The organism is Enterococcus sp. PLH-Efm8, from assembly GCF_053011625.1.
The window spans coordinates 929740-951040 of sequence record NZ_CP172568.1; the positions used below are offsets into that span (position 1 = coordinate 929740).

Consider the following 21301-nt stretch of genomic DNA (forward strand, 5'->3'; position numbering starts at 1 on the left):
TAACATTAATGATAGCAGTTGTCTTTTTACTTACAGTACTTTTTTCTCATAAGATGAAATATCCATATTGTTTAACAAAGGACTTTCATTATTGGAGGTAAAAAGGGTCAATTCATGCATCGCACGTGTACACATGGTGTAAAGGATCAATTTGTCTTGCTGAGAAGAAAAATGTTCTGCATCTACATCCCACAAGAAAACTCGGTCAAACTCCAGACCTTTTGCTAAAAAGGCTGGAAGTAAAATAATGGAACGCTTCATAAAGTCACTCTCATTTAAAATCAGCTGGACTTGTTGTTTCAACTCGTCTGGCAGTTGAGCATAAAGAGCTTCGCATTCTTCTTGTGTTTTAGCTATGATTGCTGTACGCCAATACCGGGCTTTTCCCTGAGTCGTTCGAATGGTATCTGCTAACCAATTCAATTTGATATCATCTGTTGTTCCTTGGATGAGCAAAGGAAGGTCTCCTTTTCTTGCTGTTGTTTCTACTTGATGTTCTTTCACAATAAAATGATTAGCAAAATCAGTGATTTCTTTTGTGGAGCGATAGCTTGTCGTTAATTGGAAACGAGTGACTTCACGGTCCACGAAAAGGTCTTCCAATGATCCAACGATCGTTTCATTTCCAAAGACATTTTGATTTAGATCTCCACAGAAAGTCAAATTTGCTTTTGGGAACAAGGCTTGCAGCAATGCCACTTGTGATGGTGCGAAATCCTGCATTTCATCAATAAAGATATAGCGAGCTTTGTGTGTAACCGTCACTGGATATGTTCGGCGCATCAGTAAAAAGAATAGTACAGCATCCTCTTGACGCAATTCTCTTTGACGCAAGTGTGTACGAACAGTTGTCAAATGTTCCTGCCACCTGGTCTCGCTGATTTTATGTCGTGTTAGAAGAGAAAGTGGCACAGTTTGTAGAAAGTGGAGATATTGTTTCGTTATATTGACAAATTGATAATTCATGATCCCTCGATGGATTCGACGGAATCTTTTACGTACGATTTGGTTGGCCAGTTTTTTACGTAATGAACGCTCCTTTTGTTCTGTATATTCAAGATTTGGATCTGTTGCGTATAGTTCTTGGAGCTGTTCTTCCGCCAGATCTTTGACCCATTGCTGACGTGTTTCGTCTTTTTGCAGACCGCCTAATTTTTTCAGGAGCTTCGTTTGTAATAGAGAAAGTCTATGATGTAAAGGTAATTGTTCATTTGTTTCTTTATACCATTGGCGAATCGATTCCTTTGATAGGATCGTACGGCCATTTATTTTCATATCACGGAACAAGGGACCGTAGTTTGTGATGCCTTGGATATAGCGATCAATCTGATCGACTAAGGTCAATCCGCTTTTCATCACTTGTATCGGATCTTTTTCCCCTAGCAAAAAACCACTTTCTTGTTGCTGTTCATCTAGTAAAGAAAACTCTGGCAGCAGCTGCACCAAATAATTTTTGAATGTCTGTGTAGGCACGCCGCTTTCACCTAATGAAGGCAATACAGTCGAGATGTAATCAGAAAACAAATGGTTGGGTGAAAATAGAAGAACGTTTTCAGCCTCGAGCCACTTGCGATTATGATACAACAGAAAAGCAATACGTTGAAGCAAAGCGGATGTCTTTCCACTTCCGGCGATTCCTTCAATCAGCATTACTTTACTTGTTGTGTCCCGAATGATTGCATTTTGTGCTTTTTGTATCGTAGAGACGATGTTTTTCATATGGTTGCTTGATGATTCATCCAATATCTCTAGCAAAAAGTCATCATTGATTACTTCCGACGTATCTACCATAGATAAAATACGTCCTTCTTGGATTTTAAATTGTCGTTTCAACTGCAGATCGACATCTATTCTATCTGTTTCAGTTTCATAAAATGCGGGACCAATCTCACCTTCATAATAAAGATTGGCAATTGGTGCGCGCCAGTCAATAACGATTGTTTCTTCTGCCAGATCTCTTAAAGAAGCGATACCTAGATATAATGTTTCTGTTTCACGGTCTTCTTTAAAGTCGATACGGGCAAAATAAGGACTATCTTTCATGACAGACAACGTTTGCAGGCGTTTTTGCTGTGCTTCAAGAGTATGGTATTTCAAAAGCAATTCCTGCTCATGTTGGCGATATTCAACAGCAGATTCATAAAAAGCTTCATTGGAACCAGCTCGAATCTTGTGATTAGCTGTGTCTTTTGTCGAATGATTCATTTCCTGAGTCAATTCTTGTTGTTTTGTATCCAGCATATTTTGTTCGATCTGGATTAGTTCGATCGTTTCATCCACGTGCGTTTGTTCTAGTTGTTTCTCATTCATCGCATGTTTGCTCCTTCCGCCGTAAATAACGAATTAAAAGTATAGCATAGTTTTTCGAAAAAAGGTACTTTTTAACTGATGAATCGAAAAAGTAATCCTTGCTGAATATTTTTGTTTGTAGAACTGATGAATTTTGGAAACGCTGATAGTGATAGTTGTTTTCAATTAAGGCCTATTGTTTTAAAAAGTGCTAGTCAAGGACTATGCTTAAGATGAAAGAGGCAGCTGGAAATTTATTACTAACCTCTCTAAGTCACATAAAAGAGGAGAAAAAACAATGACACATTTCAAAAAATTTTTACTTACTTTGCTTATTGGTGGGATAGCTTTATTAAGTGAATTTGTTTTTCACCAGCCGGCCCTTGCATTTGCGATTGTCGCATTTACTGGAGGGATTCTCGCCTTCTTGATGTTTTTGGAAATGATCAAGACGTTACGTTCAGGAAGATATGGCGTAGATGTATTAGCGATTACCGCAATCCTTGCAACATTAGCCGTCAAAGAATACTGGGCTAGTTTGATGATATTGATCATGCTTACGGGCGGAGATAGTCTAGAGGATTACGCGAATAAACGAGCGGGTAAAGAACTGCAGTCTTTGTTAGATAACACCCCAAGAATTGCCCATCGATTCAAAGAAGGAAAATTGCAGGATATAGTAATCGATGAAATAAATATTGATGACCAGTTACTAGTCAAGCCTGGCGAACTTGTACCCGCAGATGGTCGAGTGACCAAAGGAGAATCTTCGGTCGATGAATCTTCTTTGACAGGTGAGTCCCGCCCGGAAACCAAGAAACCTGGAGATCAGATTATGTCAGGGTCTTTAAATGGAGACGGATCGATCCAAATGATCGCTGAAAAACGTGCCGCAGACAGCCAGTATCAAATGATTATTAAACTAGTCGAAGAATCAAAAGAAAAGCCTGCCCGATTTGTCCGTTTAGCTGATCGTTATGCAGTCCCTTTCACGTTGATTGCTTATTTGATCGGTGGTATTTCTTGGTGGTTCTCAAAAGACCCTTTACGATTTGCTGAGGTACTGGTAGTGGCATCACCTTGTCCACTGATTCTAGCTGCGCCCATTGCTTTAGTTGCAGGAATGAGCCGTTCAAGTAAAAACGGGATCGTTGTAAAAACTGGAACAACGATTGAAAAGCTCGCACGTACAAAAACGATTGCTTTTGATAAAACAGGAACGCTTACCAAAGGGATATTGGAAGTAGAGGCGATTCAGCCAGTCAATGGAATAAAAAAAGAAGAGCTACTTCTGTATGCAGCTAGTGCAGAACAGGAATCTAGCCATATCTTAGCTCGTTCGTTAGTGAACAACGTGAAAAACAGCCAACTGTATCCTGTTAGTCAACTGAAAGAAGTGACCGGTCAAGGAATCCAAGCAGTAGTCAATAATCATGAAGTAAAGATTGGACGTGCCTCTTTTGTTTCAGCTGAAGAAATAGAAACGTCCAATACAGCAATCTATGTAACAATTGATCGATCTTTTGCAGGAACGATCCTATTTTCGGATCAGATTCGCCCAGAAGCAGCAAAGACAATCAAGGAGCTAAGAAAACTTGATGTGAAAAATTTGATGATGATCACCGGGGATGGATCTGCCATTGCTCAAACGATTGCAGAAAAAGTCCAATTAGATTCTGTACATGCCCGTAGCTTGCCTCAAGATAAACTGACCATTTTAGAAAGTATCCCTAAAGATCAAAGACCTGTTGCGATGGTAGGAGACGGCGTGAATGACGCACCAGCACTTGCTGCTGCAGATATCGGTATTGCAATGGGGGCTCATGGTTCTACAGCTGCTAGTGAAAGTGCAGATGCGGTCATCTTGAAAGATGATCTCTTGCGTGTAGCAAAAGCAGTAGTGATTTCAAGAGATACGATGAGAATAGCGAAACAGTCTGTACTGATTGGCATCTTTATTTGTATTTTTTTGATGTTAATTGCAAGTACGGGACTAATCCCCGCATTATTCGGAGCTGTTTTGCAAGAAGTCGTGGATACGGTCTCTATTTTGAGTGCCTTGAGAGCAAAAAAAGATCCAGCCATTTTTCCTGATTCAGTACCCAAGACAAACATAGTATGATAGAATCGAGTTGAAAAAAGAACGATCAGAAAGAGGAGAGAGCATTATGCCATTCGTACATGTCGAATTAGTAGAAGGTCGCAGTCCGGAACAATTAGAAAATATGATGAAAGATATCACGGAAGCTGTTCATAAAAACACGCAGGCACCAAAAGAACACATCCATGTCATCATCAATGAGATGAAAAAAGGAACATACGGTGTAAATGGGGAATGGAAAAAATAAGTTTAGTTTCCCACTTGATTTTTCTATTTATTAGTGGTTAAATAAACACATAATTGATTGATGAGAAAGCCAACTGAATTTGAGAGTCTTCGATAAGAGAGGAAAAGCTAGGCTGAAACTTTTCCAGGAGAAAACCAAAGGATGACCACTTTCGAAACCCTTGTTGAAGCAAGGGCGGTCGGACCGTTACAACGCTTGAGGAACGCATTTGCGTTTGAACATTAGGTGGAACCACGAACTTTTCGTCCTAGTATCTCTTTTCAAGAGATGCTAGGATTTTTTTGTTTTTCAGCTTGATGATCTGATCAATCAAAACATTTCAAGGAGGAAACTATTATGATAAAAATTACTTTTCCAGATGGTGCAGTCAAAGAATTTGAGTCTGGAACAACAACATTGGCAATTGCTGAAAGCATTTCAAAAAGCTTAGCAAAAAAAGCTTTAGCTGGTAAAGTGAACGGAAAACTCGTTGATTTGACTCGTCCAATCGAGGAAGATGCAAGTATTGAGATCATCACACCAGACCATGAAGATGCACTTGGCTTAGTCCGTCATTCAGCAGCTCATTTGATGGCCCAAGCCATGCGTCGCCTCTATCCAAATATCCACTTTGGCGTTGGACCAGCTATCGATTCAGGGTTTTACTACGATACAGATAATGGACAAAACCAAGTAACTGCAGAAGATTTGCCGGCAATCGAAGCAGAAATGATGAAAATCGTCAAAGAAAATCTGCCGATCGAACGCCGTGTTCTTTCAAAACAGGAAGCATTAGAAATTTTTGCAAGTGATCCGTACAAAGTAGAACTGATTAGTGAATTGCCAGAAGAAGAAGTGATTACTGCTTATCAACAAGGCGAATTCATCGATTTGTGTCGTGGACCACATGTTCCATCCACTGGCCGTATACAAGTATTTAAATTATTATCAGTGGCAGGTGCTTATTGGCGTGGAAACTCAAACAATCAAATGATGCAACGTGTATACGGGACAGCCTTTTTTGACAAGAAAGCTTTGAAAGAATATATCCGTCTCCGTGAAGAAGCAAAAGAAAGAGACCATCGTAAACTAGGAAAAGAACTTGACTTGTTCATGGTTTCCCCAGAAGTAGGTTCTGGTTTGCCATTCTGGCTTCCAAAAGGGGCAACAATCCGACGCACGATCGAACGTTATATCGTAGACAAAGAAGTTAGTCTAGGTTACCAACATGTATATACACCAATAATGGGAGATGTTGAGTTGTACAAAACATCTGGACACTGGGATCATTATCAAGAAGACATGTTCCCGCCAATGGATATGGGAGATGGCGAAATGCTTGTTCTTCGCCCAATGAACTGCCCTCATCACATGATGGTCTACAAAAACACGATCCATTCTTATCGTGAATTACCAATTCGTATCGCTGAATTAGGAATGATGCATCGCTATGAAAAATCAGGTGCTTTGTCAGGTTTACAACGTGTACGAGAAATGACGTTGAATGATGGTCATACATTTGTTCGTCCTGATCAAATCAAAGATGAATTTAAACGTACGCTTGAATTGATGGTGGCAGTATATGCTGACTTCAATATTACAGATTATCGTTTCCGCTTGAGCTATCGCGATCCAAACAATACAGATAAATATTTTGATGATGACGCAATGTGGGAAAAAGCCCAAGCAATGCTGAAAGCCGCTATGGATGAATTAGAACTAGATTACTTTGAAGCAGAAGGCGAGGCAGCCTTTTACGGACCAAAACTAGATGTTCAAGTCAAAACAGCTCTTGGTACAGAAGAAACATTATCAACTATACAATTAGACTTCTTATTGCCAGAGCGCTTTGATTTGACATATGTTGGAGAAGACGGGGAAAATACGCATCGTCCAGTAGTTATCCACCGCGGAATTGTTTCTACAATGGAACGTTTTGTCGCTTATTTAACAGAAGTATACAAAGGCGCTTTTCCAACATGGTTGGCACCTATACAAGCAACAATCATCCCTGTTTCTGTTGATGCACATGGCGATTATGCTTATGAAATCAAAGAACGTTTGCAAATGAAGGGGTTGCGTGTAGAAGTTGATGATCGTAATGAAAAAATGGGCTATAAGATACGTGCCTCTCAAACACAAAAGATCCCTTACCAATTAGTTGTTGGAGACAAGGAATTGGAAGATGCAACAGTGAACGTACGTCGTTATGGAAGTAAAGAAACAGCTGTAGAAGATTTGAATATCTTTATTGATGCTATGGAAGCAGAAGTCAAAAATTACAGCAGAGAAAACTAATAGGTAAATTTCCTGTAAAAAAGTAGTAGATAGAAAGCAATCCGAACAATAGATAACAGGTATTCCTCAAAGACACAGATGCTCAATAGAATCTGTGGGATTGATGGGATAAGATATTCTGTTGGGCGGATTGTTTTTTTGTTTTTTATCCAGTATACGACCGTGAATAAGGGTCTGATATGGTATACTTACATAGACTATCATTAAAAGGGTGGAGGAACTTATGAGCGTAATTAGTCGTATTGAAAGTATGATGGAAGATTATTCTTCAGCAGAAAAAAAGTTGGCCAACTACATTATCGGTAATATTGAGAAGGTCCCTACAATGACAGCTAATGAATTAGCAGAAGCTTCCGGGTTGAGTGCGCCGACAGTTGTACGTTTTTCCAAAAAAATCGGTTTTCAAAGTCTGACGGACTTCAAAATCACGATTTCAACAGAACTACAGACTGGAATCGATGAAGGTTTTAGTGATATAGAAGCAAATGAGTCCTTTTACTCTATCAAAAACAAACTTGGTAACAATGCACAAGTAGCGATAAAAGAAACAGTAGATATTCTAGAAGAAGAAACGATCCAAAAAGTCGTAGAGTGTTTGGAATCGGCAGAGACTGTTTTTTTATATGGGGTTGGCGCCTCTTCTTTAGTAGTAGAAGATATTCTGCAAAAATGGTCTCGTGTCGGTAAGCCAATCATTTTTGAAAAAGATATCCACGTCTTGCTCCCGCAACTTGTCAGCAATGAGAAAAAGAAAGTGCTTTGGCTTGTTTCAAACTCAGGTAGAAGTGCAGATGTAGTCGCATTAGCCGAGCTGGCGAAAAGCATGAATATCGAAATCATTGCGTTGACGCAATTTGGAAATAACCCGCTTAGCAAGATAGCCGATGTACTCGTACAAACATCTAGACCAAAAGAAATCACGAATCGAAGTGCGGCAACTAATTCACTTTTGGCCCAATTTGCTACGATCGATATCATTTTTTATTTCTATATGGCTAAAAACGAAAAGCTTAGCGAAAAAGTGAAAAAAACACGAGAAGCAATCCAAGAATATTTTATGGATTCGAAATAAAAACCTTACTATTTTTTATATAAGTTTTTTAGAATAACAAAACGTAGTTTTCCACAAATAAATGATCCATCAAAGTGTTTCACGACTTAAGAAAACATAATTTTCAAAAATAAGTTTATTTTTTAATGAAAAAAATAGTTGGATATGTAACTTTAAGTGATTGCTGTGAAACAAAAAGTTGATTTTATCTTGAAATTAGGTAAAGAATTTCTTGCTCCGCCCATTTTTTCTTTTTTATTAAGAAGTTTTTGGGTACAATGAAGCATGAATGTAAATAGGCGGAAGGATAGGAAATGATGAAAGATTTTATGAAAAAAATATTAAATACTTCTTGGTTAGAAAAAATAAGAAAAGGTGCACAAGAACCTAAGAACAAAACGTTTCGCCGGTCCCATGTTCCTTTTCGCTTAAATTTTCTTTTTTTCATTATATTTACGTTATTTGTTGCGTTGATTGCTAGATTGGGTTATTTGCAGATCGTGAACGGCGAAGAGATGGAGGCGCGAGTGAAGTCTACTTCTACGATTACGGTCCAAGAAAGTACTCCTCGCGGAATGATCTACGACTCCACAGGAAAAGCTTTAGTTACGAATAAAGCGAATCAGGCCATCACATATACGAGAGGAACACAAGTTACGGCTAAAGATTTGCTTGAAATCGCAACGAAGCTGAACTCGCTGATCGATGTTCCGGTAGATGAAAATCTGACAGATAGAGATAAAAAAGATTTTTGGCTGGCTGATCCCAAACATTTGAAAGAAGCCACAAAAAGACTTTCGGCAAAAGAAAAGCAATTAGGGAACAGCGAACAATATAGTGCGATGGTCAATAAAGTCACAGCTGATGAGATTAATTTAAACGAGGAGCAATTAAAAATTGCTACCATCTTTAAACGGATGAATAGTGCATATGAATTAAACACTGTCTATATCAAAAACTCTGGTGTTACTGATCAAGAGTTAGCTGTTGTGGCAGAACGCGCTTCTGAACTTCCAGGAGTTTCGACTGGCACAGACTGGACACGAGAATATAATGCAGCAAGTTCACTGAAAAGTATTCTTGGCAGTGTGACGACTGAAAAGCAAGGACTTCCAGCAGATGAAGCAGAGAAATACCTAGCAAAAGGTTATTCTCGGAATGACCGTGTAGGACAAAGTTATTTGGAAAAACAATATGAAGATGTCCTGCAAGGAACCAAAACCCAATATGAAGTTTCCCTTGATAATGAAGGAAATGTTTCGAATCAAAAAGAAATCTTCTCTGGGGAAAAAGGTTCTAATTTAATGTTATCTATGAATGCAGAATTCCAATCAAAAGTAGAAGAAATTTTGAAAAGGAATTATCAAACATTGATCAACAACGGCAAAGCACAGTATTCGCCTGGTGCTTATGCAGTGGCTATGAATCCTCAGACAGGAGAAGTGCTAGCAATGACTGGTTTCAGTCATGAACAAGGTTCCAAAGAAATCACCGAGAATGCTTTAGGCACGATTACTAGCGCCTTTGATCCAGGGTCTGTAGTCAAGGCTGGTACTTTGACAGCAGGCTGGGCAAGTAACGCGATCAGCGGAAATCAAGTTTTGATTGATGAGCCGATTCGTCTGCAAGGTGCTTCAGAAAAAAGCTCTGTCTTTAATCGAAGCGGACAAGTTGCTCTTGATGCAGTCAAAGCATCGGAATTGTCTTCTAATACGTATATGATCAAAGTGGCGTTAAAGATGTTAGGACTAGACTATACACCTGGAATGGGACTACCTAGTTTAGATGAAGAAGCTAAAGCTTATCAGCAATTGAGAGACTCTTTCAAAGAGTTTGGTCTTGGTACAACGACTGGGATCGATTTGCCGAATGAATCTCCTGGGATCTCACGTTCTGTTGATTATATGAAGAAGTTCAATGCGGATAATGGCAAAGAATGGTATGCTCCAGGTAACTTTACCGATTTGGCATTTGGACAGTTTGACACATATACACCAATCCAATTAGCTCAATATGCTTCAACAGTCGCTAATGGCGGGAAACGAGTACAGCCGCACCTAGTCAAAGCGATCTATGGCAATGACGAAAATGGAAACTTGGGTGAAGTGAAGAAAGAAATTGGCACAACAGTAGAAAATACGGTCAATATTTCTGCAGAAAATATGGCGATCCTCCGTGAAGGATTCCACCAAGTTGTCCATGGTACCGATCCTTACACAACAGCCAAACCATTAGCCAGTGCGAAAATGGACCTTTCCGCAAAAACAGGGACTGCAGAAACGGTTGCGGAAGGTCATCCAGATATTGCGACAGTCAATAGTAATATCGTGGCATACGGACCAACAGACAATCCGGAAATTGCCATCAGTGTTGTCTTGCCGAACTTATTAGACGAACAAGACCACATAAACTTGACGATTGCTAAAGAAATAATGGACGCGTATTATGATATGTTCATGGCAAAATAAAAAAGAGGTCGTGAAAAAGCCGCTTAGTTTCGAGTATGAAGAAAAATTTTGTGAAAATAGCTTCTCACATTTTTGCTTAAATTTGACTTCATACCGAGAAACTGGCTTTTGAACACCGTTTACTCGGCAAAAAAGGTTGTGACAAAAATTGTCACAACCTCTTTTTTGTGGAATCTAATTCTCTATTATAGTTTAAGTAGTTTTTCCAGATAAACAGCTAAACCGTCTTCCTGATTGCTCAAAGGAGTGACATCATTTGCAATGCCTTTGAGTTGGTCAGTACCGTTAGCCATAGCTACTCCCCAACCTGCATAATCCAACAATTCCAAATCATTATGCTCGTCACCAAAGGCAATGACGTCTTTTTGATCGATAGACAGGTAGTTAGCAATCTCTTGCACGCCTTTTGCTTTTTGGATTCCTTTTGAAACAATCTCTAAGATGGCAGTAGGTCCACCCCATGTCCGAACATCGACATAACTGCCAAATTGACGTGTTAATTCAGCAGATACAGCTCCTGCAAAACGTTTGTCTGTTCGGACAAGCAAAGATGTAGGATTTGTCGTCAAATTTTTAGGAGAAAGCAAATTCTTCTCTCCTGGACGAGAAGAAGCAAAAATTTTTTCATCAAAGAAATCAAAACTGTCAATAAAAAAAGTATCACGATTTTCAGCAGCGATAAAATCTAAATTTAGCTGCTTTTTTTGCGATAAGATTTCAAAAGCGATTTCACGATTGATCAACGTTTCTCTTTCACCATCCCAGTGCTGATTAGGGATGTGTACTAATGCGCCGTTAAAATTAACCATCGGTGTTGTTAATTCTAATTGTTGGTAAAACTGATGGCTCATTCGGAATGGGCGTCCTGTAGCAATACTGACATGATGACCGGCATTGATTGCTTTTTTTAGAGTCTCTTTTGTTTTAGATGTAATCATCGAATCTTGATTGAGGGTAGTTCCGTCCAGATCGATGGCAATTAATTTTTTATTCAATAAGGGTCCTTCCTTCCTCAACTAGCATTTGTTTTAGTCTAGCATATTTTAGGTAATTAACAAGAGCAATCAGCTATTCCTAACAAAAACTACAGTTATGGCTATATAAATAGCTAAACATAAGCTAAACACGAACGTTAAGTATTATTTTCGCTTTTTTTGTTAAAAAAACGTTGAAAAGCGAATGAAACGTCTATATAATTTGAAATTGTTCGATGGATTTGCCCTATTTTACTTATTTTTTATTATTATAGTTTTCCATCAGAAAAAAATTCAGGGAGTGGAACTTTTTATGGAAAAGTTTTTCGGTTTAAAGAAAAACAATACAAATGTATCAACTGAAATAATGGCGGGAGTAACGACATTCTTTGCCATGAGTTATATCTTATTCGTAAATCCGACGATTTTGTCAGCATCAGGTATGCCCTTCCAAGCAGTATTTCTAGCGACAATCATTGCATCGATTATTGGTACGCTGGTAATGGGATTGTTCGCAAATGTACCATATGCTCAGGCACCTGGTATGGGATTGAACGCATTTTTCACTTTTACGGTCGTTTTTGGGCTTGGTTATTCTTGGCAACAAGCCTTGGCAATGGTGTTTATTTGCGGATTAATCAATATTTTTATTACTGTCACAAATATTCGAAAAATGATTATTCGGGCGATTCCCGAAAGTCTTCAACATGCGATTGGTGGCGGGATCGGTATTTTCGTTGCGTATGTCGGAATCAAAAATGCAGGATTCTTATCTTTTTCAGCAGACCAGTCAGCTATTTCGAGCTCTGTCGTTGAAGGCGGAAAAGCGACAAATGTTACGATAAATGGTGGAATCGTCCCTGCGTTAGCCAACTTTGACAACGCTCCTATCTTATTGGCTGTGATTGGTTTGGTACTGACAGCCATTTTAGTTGTAAAAAATGTCCGTGGGGCTATTCTTATCGGTATCGTAGCGACCACAGTCCTTGGTATTTTTATGGGTGTTGTTGATTTAAGTTCCATTGATTGGCAAACGAATTCGTTAGGTAATTCATTTAAAGAATTAGGAACAACTTTCGGTGCAGCATTTGGTTCTGAAGGCATGCAATCTTTATTCAGTGATTCTTCCAAGATTCCTCAAGTATTGATGACGATCATCGCATTCAGTTTATCTGATACTTTCGATACGATCGGAACATTTATCGGTACAGGACGCCGCACAGGTATTTTCTCAAAAGAAGACGAGATCGCGTTGGAAGATGGTCGTGGGTTCAAAACAAAAATGGATAAAGCACTATTTGCCGATGCGATCGCTACTTCTGTGGGGGCTATCTTTGGTACATCGAATACAACAACTTATGTCGAATCTGCAGCTGGGATCGGGGCCGGTGGACGTACTGGTTTGACTTCAGTAGTAGTGGCAGTGCTATTCGCATTAAGTAGTTTATTCTCTCCACTGATCGCCATTGTACCAAATCAAGCAACTGCGCCAGCATTGATTTTAGTTGGAGTAATGATGATGGCTTCTTTTGCAGACATCAAATGGCTAGATATGGAAGAAGCTTTACCGGCCTTCTTTGCATCGATCTTTATGGGATTGTGCTATAGCATTTCCTATGGGATTGCAGCAGGATTTATTTTCTATACAATTGTGAAAGTAATCAAAGGAAAATACAATCAAGTTTCTGTTGCTTTGTGGATCGTTGATATTTTATTCATTATCAACTTCATCATTTTAACTAAAGAGAAGGGATTGGAACAGTATTTGTTCTGATCTCTTTTTGTTTTACATAAAAAGAACGTTACATATAAAATGACCTTTGCGGGATTTTTCTCTTTTTACTGGCGAGATCGTTGCTTGTTTATTCGAAAATAGGTATGATAAAAGAGACGAAAGAGGGATGATAGATGGAGATTAATTGGAGAAAAAATTTAGTGATTGCGTGGATTGGCTGTTTTTTCACTGGTGCAAGTATTAGTTTAGTTATGCCATTCATACCAGTTTATGTTGAGCAACTAGGAACACCAAAAGATCAAATCGAATTGTTTTCGGGACTAGCAATCTCTGTGACTGCTTTTGCATCTGCCGTGGTTGCACCAATCTGGGGAAATCTAGCTGATCGAAAAGGCCGAAAACTCATGATGATCCGTGCAGCAGCAGGGATGACATTAACAATGGGATCTTTGGCTTTTGTACCAAACGCGTATTGGCTTTTGATCATGCGGTTTTGGAATGGGATTTTGTCTGGATATATTCCAAATGCCACAGCGATGATTGCTTCACAGGCACCTAGAGAAAAGAGCGGATGGGCGTTAGGAACATTGTCTACCGGAGCGATTGCTGGAAATCTGATCGGACCTTCAATGGGCGGTGCACTGGCTCAGTGGTTTGGTATGGAAAATGTATTCTTGATCACAGGGGCTTTGTTGATGATCACAACGGTATTGACCATTTTCTTAGTCAAAGAAGATTTCCATCCAATCGAGAAAAAAGATCTGATAAGCACCAAAGAAATTTTTTCAAAAATGGATCATCTCTCTATTTTGATCGGTCTCTTCATTACGACCTTGATTTTACAGATAGGAATCACTACGATCAGCCCTATTTTGACCTTATATATTCGTGAATTGAGCGGAAGTACAGAAAATATCCTTTTTGTCAGCGGCTTGATTGTTTCGATAGCTGGTGTTTCCGCTGTCTTTTCTTCACCGAAACTAGGAAAACTAGGGGATAAGATTGGGAATCAAAAAGTTCTAATTGGAGGACTCATTTTATCATTTTGCTGTTATTTACCTATGGCATTCGTCACTACACCGCTCCAATTAGGTATACTTCGCTTTATTTTAGGCTTTTCAACTGGCGCTTTGATGCCTTCTGTCAATACACTGATCAGTAAGATTACGCCTCAAGAAGGAGTCAGCCGAATCTATAGCTACAATCAGATGTTTAGCAACTTTGGACAAGTTTTAGGTCCCATGCTAGGATCGACAGTCGCGCATGCTTATAATTACAGTGCTGTTTTTATTGTGACAAGTTTGTTTGTTCTGTCAAATATTCTTCTTTCTTTATTCAACTTTCGTAAAGTTCTTCGCAGCAGATTATAATGGTGGTGAGGAGTAGAAAATAAAAAAGAGCTTGAGAAATCTCAAGCTCTTGGCTGTTTTTTTACGAATGGGCAGAGGTTTCTTTTCTTGGCGCAACTGCACCAATCAAAAGGATAATGACACCCGCAATGAATGAAATGATTGTTGTCAAAGTAAAATCATATGTTCCGCTTGTTAATGCAGCACCAATATAACCGACTACTTGACCTAGAACGACAGCCCAGAATAATGTAACGATATATCGCATAAAGAACACCTCTTTTCTATCTTAATTTTACCAGATTTTCTTTGAATGTAAAGAAACGAGACCAAATCTCAATAAAATTTGAGTTCTTGCGAAAGAACTCATTCCTACAGATTACAAGCAAGCAAATGAAGTGGAATAATCAACTTCAGCGCCTGCTATCTTAATGAAAGTAAAAGGATCAAACCTTTTAACGCTAGTGAATTTTAACGAAAAAAAAGGCGGAATGCAAGATGTTTTTCCCACAACTTTATACAATTACTTCTTATTCTCTTTTACAAAGTACGATACGTATTCGAGAATATGTACAAGAAGCAAAAAAACAAGGCTACACTTCATTAGCCATAACGGATAAAGATGTCTTATACGGTGCACCTGAATTCTATCGTATTTGTGTAGAAGAAGGAGTACAGCCAATCATTGGATTACATCTTAGTTATACTTATGAAGAAAAAAATTATGGCTTGCTTGCGTACGCAAAAGATGAAATAGGTTATCAGCAGCTGATGAAACTTTCCAGCCGAAAAATGATCCAAGAAAAATTGGAACTTGCAGAAATGACAGAAACCGACCATCTAGCGTTTGTTGTTCCGGCAAATCATTCTGTTTCTGAGGCTTTCAATAAAGAGGATAACTTTTTCGGTCATTGGCAGTTTTTACTTGAAAATGTTTTTACTAGAAATTTTTATATCGGCTTGACAGAAAACACGCCTGATCAATTGCCTGAATGGTATCAGTATGTGATAAAAGAAAATTATTCGCTTTGTGCATTACATCCCATCGCTAGTTTACAACAAGAAGAACTTTTTGCACTTGAAGTGATGAAACATATCAAAGAGGGAAGCCAAATACCTTTAGAAAATTTATCTGCATCTTTACCACTAACAGCAAATGTCTATCTTCTTTCAGAACAAGAAATGATCAAACGATTCGAAAAAGCGGGTCTTTCCCAAGCTGTAATAGGCGCCCAGCGTTTAGCTGAATCGATTTCATTTGAATTCCAGTTCCATCAGAAATTACTTCCGCATTATCCAGTTCCTAATGGAAAACAAGCTGGAGAATATTTAAGAGAGTTATGCTATTCGCAAGTGGAACGCCGAATCACTGACTATACAAAGGAATACCAAGAACGTTTGGACTACGAGTTATCTGTCATCCATCAAATGGGATTCGATGATTATTTCTTGATCGTATGGGATGTAATGGCTTTTGCTCATAGAAACAAAATCGTTACCGGTGCAGGTCGTGGTTCTGCTGCGGGTTCATTAGTAGCCTATGTGTTAGAAATCACAGATGTGGATCCATTAGAATATGATTTGCTGTTCGAACGCTTTTTAAACCCCGAACGCTTTACGATGCCAGATATCGATTTGGATATTCCTGACAATCGACGTGAAGAAGTATTGAATTATGTTCGAGAAAAGTATGGACAATATCATATGGCACAAATCGCAACATTTGGCACAATGGCAGCAAAAATGGTTCTTAGAGATGCAGCTAGAGTGTTTGGTTTATCGCAAAGTGAAGCAAACCGCTGGTCAAAAGCAATACCCAATCAATTGAAAATCACATTGACCCAAGCTTATAAAACTTCGCATCAATTAGTAGAATTAGTTCAGGCAAGCGAAAAAAACCAACTTTTATTCAAAACTGCAGTGATTTTAGAAGGATTGCCAAGACATGTTTCGACTCACGCAGCAGGTGTAGTTATCAGCGATAAGAATCTACTTGAACTAGTTCCGCTCCAACGCGGTTCTGATGAAGCTTTTCTGACCCAGTATACGATGAATGAGGTAGAAGCAATCGGTCTTTTGAAAATGGACTTTTTAGGACTACGCAACTTATCGATTATTGATTTTACTTTGAAAGCTGTTAAGCGAGTAGAAGGGTATGAGATCCGATTAAAAGAGATCCCGCTAAATGATGCAAAAACGCTGCTCTTGTTTCAACGAGGCGAAACCTCAGGAGTATTTCAATTTGAATCTGCTGGTATCCGGAACGTTTTACGAAGATTAGATCCAGAAAACATCGAAGATATTGCCGCAGTCAATGCATTGTATCGACCAGGCCCTATGCAAAATATAGATACCTTCATTGCCAGGAAGAAAGGAAAAGAAGCCATTCGCTACCCAGATGATTCACTGATCCCGATTTTGAAAAACACATATGGAGTGATCGTCTATCAGGAACAAATCATGCAGATCGCCTCGACTATGGCTGGATTTACATTAGGGCAGTCAGATATTCTGCGACGGGCAGTGAGTAAAAAGAAAAAAGACGTATTAGATGAAGAAAAGTCGCATTTTGTATCAGGAGCATTACAACAGGGATATTCGGAAAAAACAGCAGCGACCGTATATGAATATATCGAAAAATTTGCAAACTATGGATTCAATCGGTCACATGCATTTGCTTATTCATTCGTGGGATTCCAAATGGCGTATCTAAAAGCCCATCATCCAGGTGCTTTCTTTACCAGCCTGATGAATTCTGTTCGGCATAACACATCAAAATTGAAAGAATATATTGCAGAAGCACGTAAAAATAAACTCAAACTTTCCTCGCCGTCCATTAATCAAAGTAATTCCAGTTTTGAGTTGGTCAATAAGGAAGAAATCAGATTCGGACTGACAGCGATAAAAGGTATTCGGCGTGATTTTGTAGAAGATATATTAAACGAAAGAAAACAAAATGGCCCGTTCCAGTCAGTGGATCAATTCCTCATACGGATCGATAAGCGTTGGCTGAAATTAGAGTTACTGCAATCACTGACAGCAGTAGGAGTTTTTGATGAATTATCTCCTAACAGGAAACAATTGATGCTTGATCTCGAAGGAAAAATCCAAAATATCGTTTACAGTGGTGGAAGTCTTGACTTGCTGGGAATCATGGCATTAAAAGAAGAAGAAGTCGCTGACTATACACTAGAAGAACGCTTGAAGCTGGAAGAGGAGTACTTAGGTATTTATTTGTCAGGTCATCCTGCAGAAGGGTTTGATCGTCTTCGTTTAGCTAAACAAGTTCAGCTGATTACAGATATCGTCCCTAATCAACCAGTCAATTTATTAGTGATGATCAAGGAAGTTAGAGAAATTCGGACAAAAAAAGGAGAACTGATGGCCTTTGTTGAAGGAACCGACAGTAGTGGAGAAATTTCTGTCACAGTTTTTCCAACTCTTTATCGTAAATATCGTAATTTGTTTGCCGTTGATCGAGTGATCTTTGTTCAAGGGCGGAGCGAAATCAGCAAATATAATCAGGAACTGCAACTAATTGGAGAAAGCTTTGCTGATCCTAACCAGTTAGAAGCCCAGTATCCTTCACAAACTTGCTATTTGCGTATTACAGAAGAACGGGAAGATCCCGAGATAATGAAACAATTACAAGTGATTTTTCAGAAACACCCAGGATATATACCAGTAGTTATGTATCACGAAAAAACGCAACGAAAAGTAGTTCTGTCAGATGCTTATTGGGTGGATGACAGCAAGAGTATAAAGGGGCAACTTATTTATCTGCTTGGCGAAGATAATGTGGTTTTCAAATAACTTACGGTAAAAAATACTACTTGCTTTCATTTTTTTTCATTTTTTTATCCGTAAATCAAGACAAGTGAGAAAAATAATGTTAGAATGTTAGTCGTGGTTAACGCAAAAATGGTTGTAAACCTAAGTCATACTTAGGATAAAGTATTTTAATGAGGTGAATGTTTATTATGAAACGCATCGGAATTTTGACCAGTGGCGGAGACGCACCTGGAATGAATGCAGCTGTTCGTGCCGTTGTTCGTAAAGGTATTTACGAAGGACTGGAAGTATACGGGATCAATTATGGTTTTGCCGGTTTAGTTGCTGGAGATATTCGTCGTCTTGATGTGGCAGATGTAGGTGACAAGATCCAACGTGGTGGTACATTCTTGTATTCTGCACGTTATCCAGAATTTGCAACTGAAGAAGGTCAATTAAAAGGAATCGAACAATTGAAAAAATTCGGAATCGAAGGTCTAGTGGTTATCGGAGGAGACGGCTCTTATCATGGCGCAATGGCTTTGACAAAACGCGGTTTCCCAGCAGTAGGTATTCCTGGAACAATCGATAATGATATTCCTGGGACTGATTTCACAATCGGTTTTGATACAGCAATCAATACAGTACTAGAATCAATTGACCGTATTCGTGACACAGCGACTTCTCATGTTCGTACATTCGTTATCGAAGTAATGGGACGCAATGCAGGAGACATCGCTTTATGGTCAGGTGTGGCTGGCGGAGCGGATGAAATCATCATCCCAGAACATGATTTTGATATGGCTTCAGTTGCTAAAAAAATCCAAGAAGGCCGCGATCGCGGGAAGAAACATTGCTTGATCATCTTGGCTGAAGGTGTAATGGGCGGAAATGAATTCGCTGAGAAACTTTCAGAATTTGGTGACTATCATACACGTGTATCTATCTTGGGACACGTTGTCCGTGGTGGAGCACCAAGCGCACGCGACCGCGTGTTGGCAAGTAAATTCGGTGCTTACGCTGTCGAATTGCTTCAAGAAGGAAAAGGTGGATTATGTGTCGGTATCCATGACAACGAAATCGTTGCGTCTGACATCATTGATACACTTGAAAACAACAAACATAAACCAGACTTATCACTATATGATCTAAATAATTCACTTTCATTTTAAGAGTGAAAGAAACCAAGCTATTTAAGCTGTGTACAGCTTTAAATAAACAAAATTGAATGGGAGAGTTTTTTAAATGAAAAAAACCAAAATCGTTAGTACATTAGGACCAGCAAGTAACTCAGTAGAAATTATTTCTCAATTGATTGAATCTGGGGCAAATGTCTTCCGCTTTAATTTTTCTCATGGTGACCATGAAGAACAATTATCACGTATGACTATGGTCCGTGAAGCAGTTAAAAAGACAGGAAAAGATGTCGGTATTCTTTTAGATACAAAAGGAGCTGAAATCCGTACAACTGTTCAAGGCACAACAGAAGCTGATTTTGGTCGTGCAGGATACATCAAATTTGAAGTAGGAGATCAAACACGCATCTCTATGGATCCTGAACATGTAGGTTCAAAAGAAAAAATCGCGGTTACTTACCCAGGATTATTTGACGATGTTCACGTTGGCGGACACATTTTATTTGATGATGGTTTGATCGATATGCAAATCATTGAAAAAGACGAAGCAAACCGTGAATTAGTCGTAGAAGTTAAAAATGCAGGTATGCTAGGATCACGTAAAGGGGTAAATGCACCAGGCGTTTCTATTAGTTTGCCAGGTATTACTCCAAAAGATGCTGACGATATTCGTTTTGGTTTAGACAACGATATCGACTTTATCGCTGCAAGTTTTGTACGTAAAGCACAAGACGTTCTAGATATCCGCGAAATCTTAGAAGAAAAAGACATGACTCATGTTCAAATCTTCCCTAAAATCGAATCTCAAGAAGGTATCGACAACATTGACGAAATCATCAAAGTTTCTGACGGTGTTATGATTGCCCGCGGAGATATGGGTGTTGAAATCCCAGCTGAACTAGTACCAATGGTTCAAAAACGCATTATCAAAAAATGTAATGCTGCTGGTATCCCAGTTATCACTGCTACACAAATGTTAGAATCAATGCAAGAAAACCCACGTCCAACACGTGCGGAAGCTTCTGACGTTGCTAACGCTGTATTTGATGGCACAGATGCAACAATGCTATCTGGTGAATCTGCAAACGGGGACTACCCAGTTGAAGCTGTTTCAACAATGGCACGTATCGACCAAGAAGCTGAAAATGCATTATCAGAATTAGGTACATTCCAATTGAACGAATTCGATAAAACAGATGTAACTGAAACAATCGGTTTATCTGTAGCTCGTGCTGCAAAAAATCTAGGCGTGAAAACAATCGTTGCTGCAACTGAATCAGGATACACTGCAAAAATGATTTCAAAATATCGTCCAGATGCAGATATCTTGGCTGTTACTTTTGACGAACGCACAAAACGTGGTTTGATGTTAAACTGGGGCGTTTACCCAACAGTTGCTGAAAAACCATCAACAACTGATGAAATGTTTGAACTAGCAGCTAAAAAAGCTGTTGAATTAGGTTTCGCATCAGAAGGCGATTTAATCTTGATCACTGCTGGTGTACCAGTTGGTGAACGCGGAACAACTAACGTGATGAAAATTCAAATGATTGGTTCTAAATTATTAGAAGCTCAAGGCGTTGGACAAAAATCTGTCGTTGCAAATGCAGTTATTGCTTCATCTGCTGAAGAAGCTGTAAAAAAAGCAAAAGACGGAATGGTTCTAGTTGTACCATCAACTGACAAAGAATATATGCCTGCAATCGAAAAAGCAGCTGCTGTTATCGTTGAAGAAGGCGGATTGACTTCTCACGCTGCAGTTGTAGGAATTGCACAAGATATTCCTGTAATCGTTGGTGCTAAAGGCGCAACAACAACAATTACAGAAGGTGAATTGATTACCGTTGATTCACGTCGCGGCATCGTTTACCGTGGCGAAACAACAGCTATCTAATTTAGCTTA

Annotated in this window: 13 protein-coding genes; 10 read left to right on the forward strand and 3 right to left on the reverse strand. The window is 39.0% G+C overall.

Going from position 1 to position 21301, the window contains the following annotated elements; translation table 11 throughout:
- Window positions 1-30: 30 nt before the first annotated feature.
- On the reverse strand, window positions 31-2310 hold the full coding sequence (helD, locus tag ACIFUW_RS04670) for an RNA polymerase recycling motor HelD (protein WP_002287644.1): 2280 nt from the start codon (window positions 2308-2310) through the stop codon (window positions 31-33).
- Between the two features lie 277 nt (window positions 2311-2587).
- Between helD and ACIFUW_RS04675 the strand changes: the two genes are divergently transcribed.
- From ACIFUW_RS04675 to ACIFUW_RS04695, 5 genes are all read left to right on the forward strand, one after another.
- A complete protein-coding gene (locus ACIFUW_RS04675) occupies window positions 2588-4411 on the forward strand; it encodes a heavy metal translocating P-type ATPase (protein ID WP_002287647.1) in 1824 nt (607 codons plus the stop codon).
- Between the two features lie 46 nt (window positions 4412-4457).
- Window positions 4458-4637 carry a 2-hydroxymuconate tautomerase gene (locus ACIFUW_RS04680; protein ID WP_002287649.1) on the forward strand — a complete coding sequence of 60 codons (180 nt, stop codon included), beginning with the start codon at window positions 4458-4460 and terminating at the stop codon, window positions 4635-4637.
- A 336-nt stretch (window positions 4638-4973) separates the two neighbouring features.
- Entirely contained in the window at window positions 4974-6914 is a 1941-nt protein-coding gene (gene thrS, locus ACIFUW_RS04685; protein WP_002287651.1) for a threonine--tRNA ligase, read from the forward strand.
- Between the two features lie 223 nt (window positions 6915-7137).
- The gene (locus tag ACIFUW_RS04690; protein ID WP_002287653.1) at window positions 7138-7986 is read left to right on the forward strand and encodes a MurR/RpiR family transcriptional regulator; all 849 of its coding nucleotides are present in this window, start codon (window positions 7138-7140) and stop codon (window positions 7984-7986) included.
- A gap of 293 nt (window positions 7987-8279) precedes the next feature.
- A complete protein-coding gene (locus tag ACIFUW_RS04695) occupies window positions 8280-10433 on the forward strand; it encodes a peptidoglycan D,D-transpeptidase FtsI family protein (protein WP_002302928.1) in 2154 nt (717 codons plus the stop codon).
- Window positions 10434-10618: 185 nt separating this feature from the next.
- Here the strand turns inward: ACIFUW_RS04695 and ACIFUW_RS04700 are convergent, their stop codons facing one another.
- Window positions 10619-11428: a Cof-type HAD-IIB family hydrolase gene (locus tag ACIFUW_RS04700; RefSeq protein WP_002296740.1), complete on the reverse strand. Its 810-nt coding sequence runs from the start codon at window positions 11426-11428 to the stop codon at window positions 10619-10621.
- Between the two features lie 292 nt (window positions 11429-11720).
- Here ACIFUW_RS04700 and ACIFUW_RS04705 point away from each other — a divergent pair, with 292 nt between their 5' ends.
- Together ACIFUW_RS04705 and ACIFUW_RS04710 are read left to right on the forward strand one after the other, a co-directional pair.
- Window positions 11721-13181, forward strand: a complete 1461-nt coding sequence (locus tag ACIFUW_RS04705) for an NCS2 family permease (RefSeq protein ID WP_169040277.1) — start codon at window positions 11721-11723, stop codon at window positions 13179-13181.
- A gap of 134 nt (window positions 13182-13315) precedes the next feature.
- Window positions 13316-14512, forward strand: a complete 1197-nt coding sequence (locus ACIFUW_RS04710) for a multidrug efflux MFS transporter (protein ID WP_002290958.1) — start codon at window positions 13316-13318, stop codon at window positions 14510-14512.
- 61 nt (window positions 14513-14573) lie between these two features.
- Here ACIFUW_RS04710 and ACIFUW_RS04715 read toward each other — a convergent pair whose 3' ends face one another.
- The gene (locus ACIFUW_RS04715; RefSeq protein ID WP_002295359.1) at window positions 14574-14759 is read right to left on the reverse strand and encodes a YjzD family protein; all 186 of its coding nucleotides are present in this window, start codon (window positions 14757-14759) and stop codon (window positions 14574-14576) included.
- A 230-nt stretch (window positions 14760-14989) separates the two neighbouring features.
- Here ACIFUW_RS04715 and dnaE point away from each other — a divergent pair, with 230 nt between their 5' ends.
- The 3 genes from dnaE (at window position 14990) to pyk (ending at window position 21292) form a co-directional block, all read left to right on the forward strand.
- Window positions 14990-18304, forward strand: a complete 3315-nt coding sequence (dnaE, locus tag ACIFUW_RS04720; RefSeq protein ID WP_002303521.1) for a DNA polymerase III subunit alpha — start codon at window positions 14990-14992, stop codon at window positions 18302-18304.
- A 167-nt stretch (window positions 18305-18471) separates the two neighbouring features.
- Complete coding sequence (gene pfkA, locus ACIFUW_RS04725) at window positions 18472-19434, forward strand: 6-phosphofructokinase (protein WP_002304759.1); 963 nt, start codon at window positions 18472-18474, stop codon at window positions 19432-19434.
- Between the two features lie 73 nt (window positions 19435-19507).
- Complete coding sequence (gene pyk / locus ACIFUW_RS04730) at window positions 19508-21292, forward strand: pyruvate kinase (RefSeq protein ID WP_002295355.1); 1785 nt, start codon at window positions 19508-19510, stop codon at window positions 21290-21292.
- The last annotated feature ends 9 nt before the right edge of the window (window positions 21293-21301 follow it).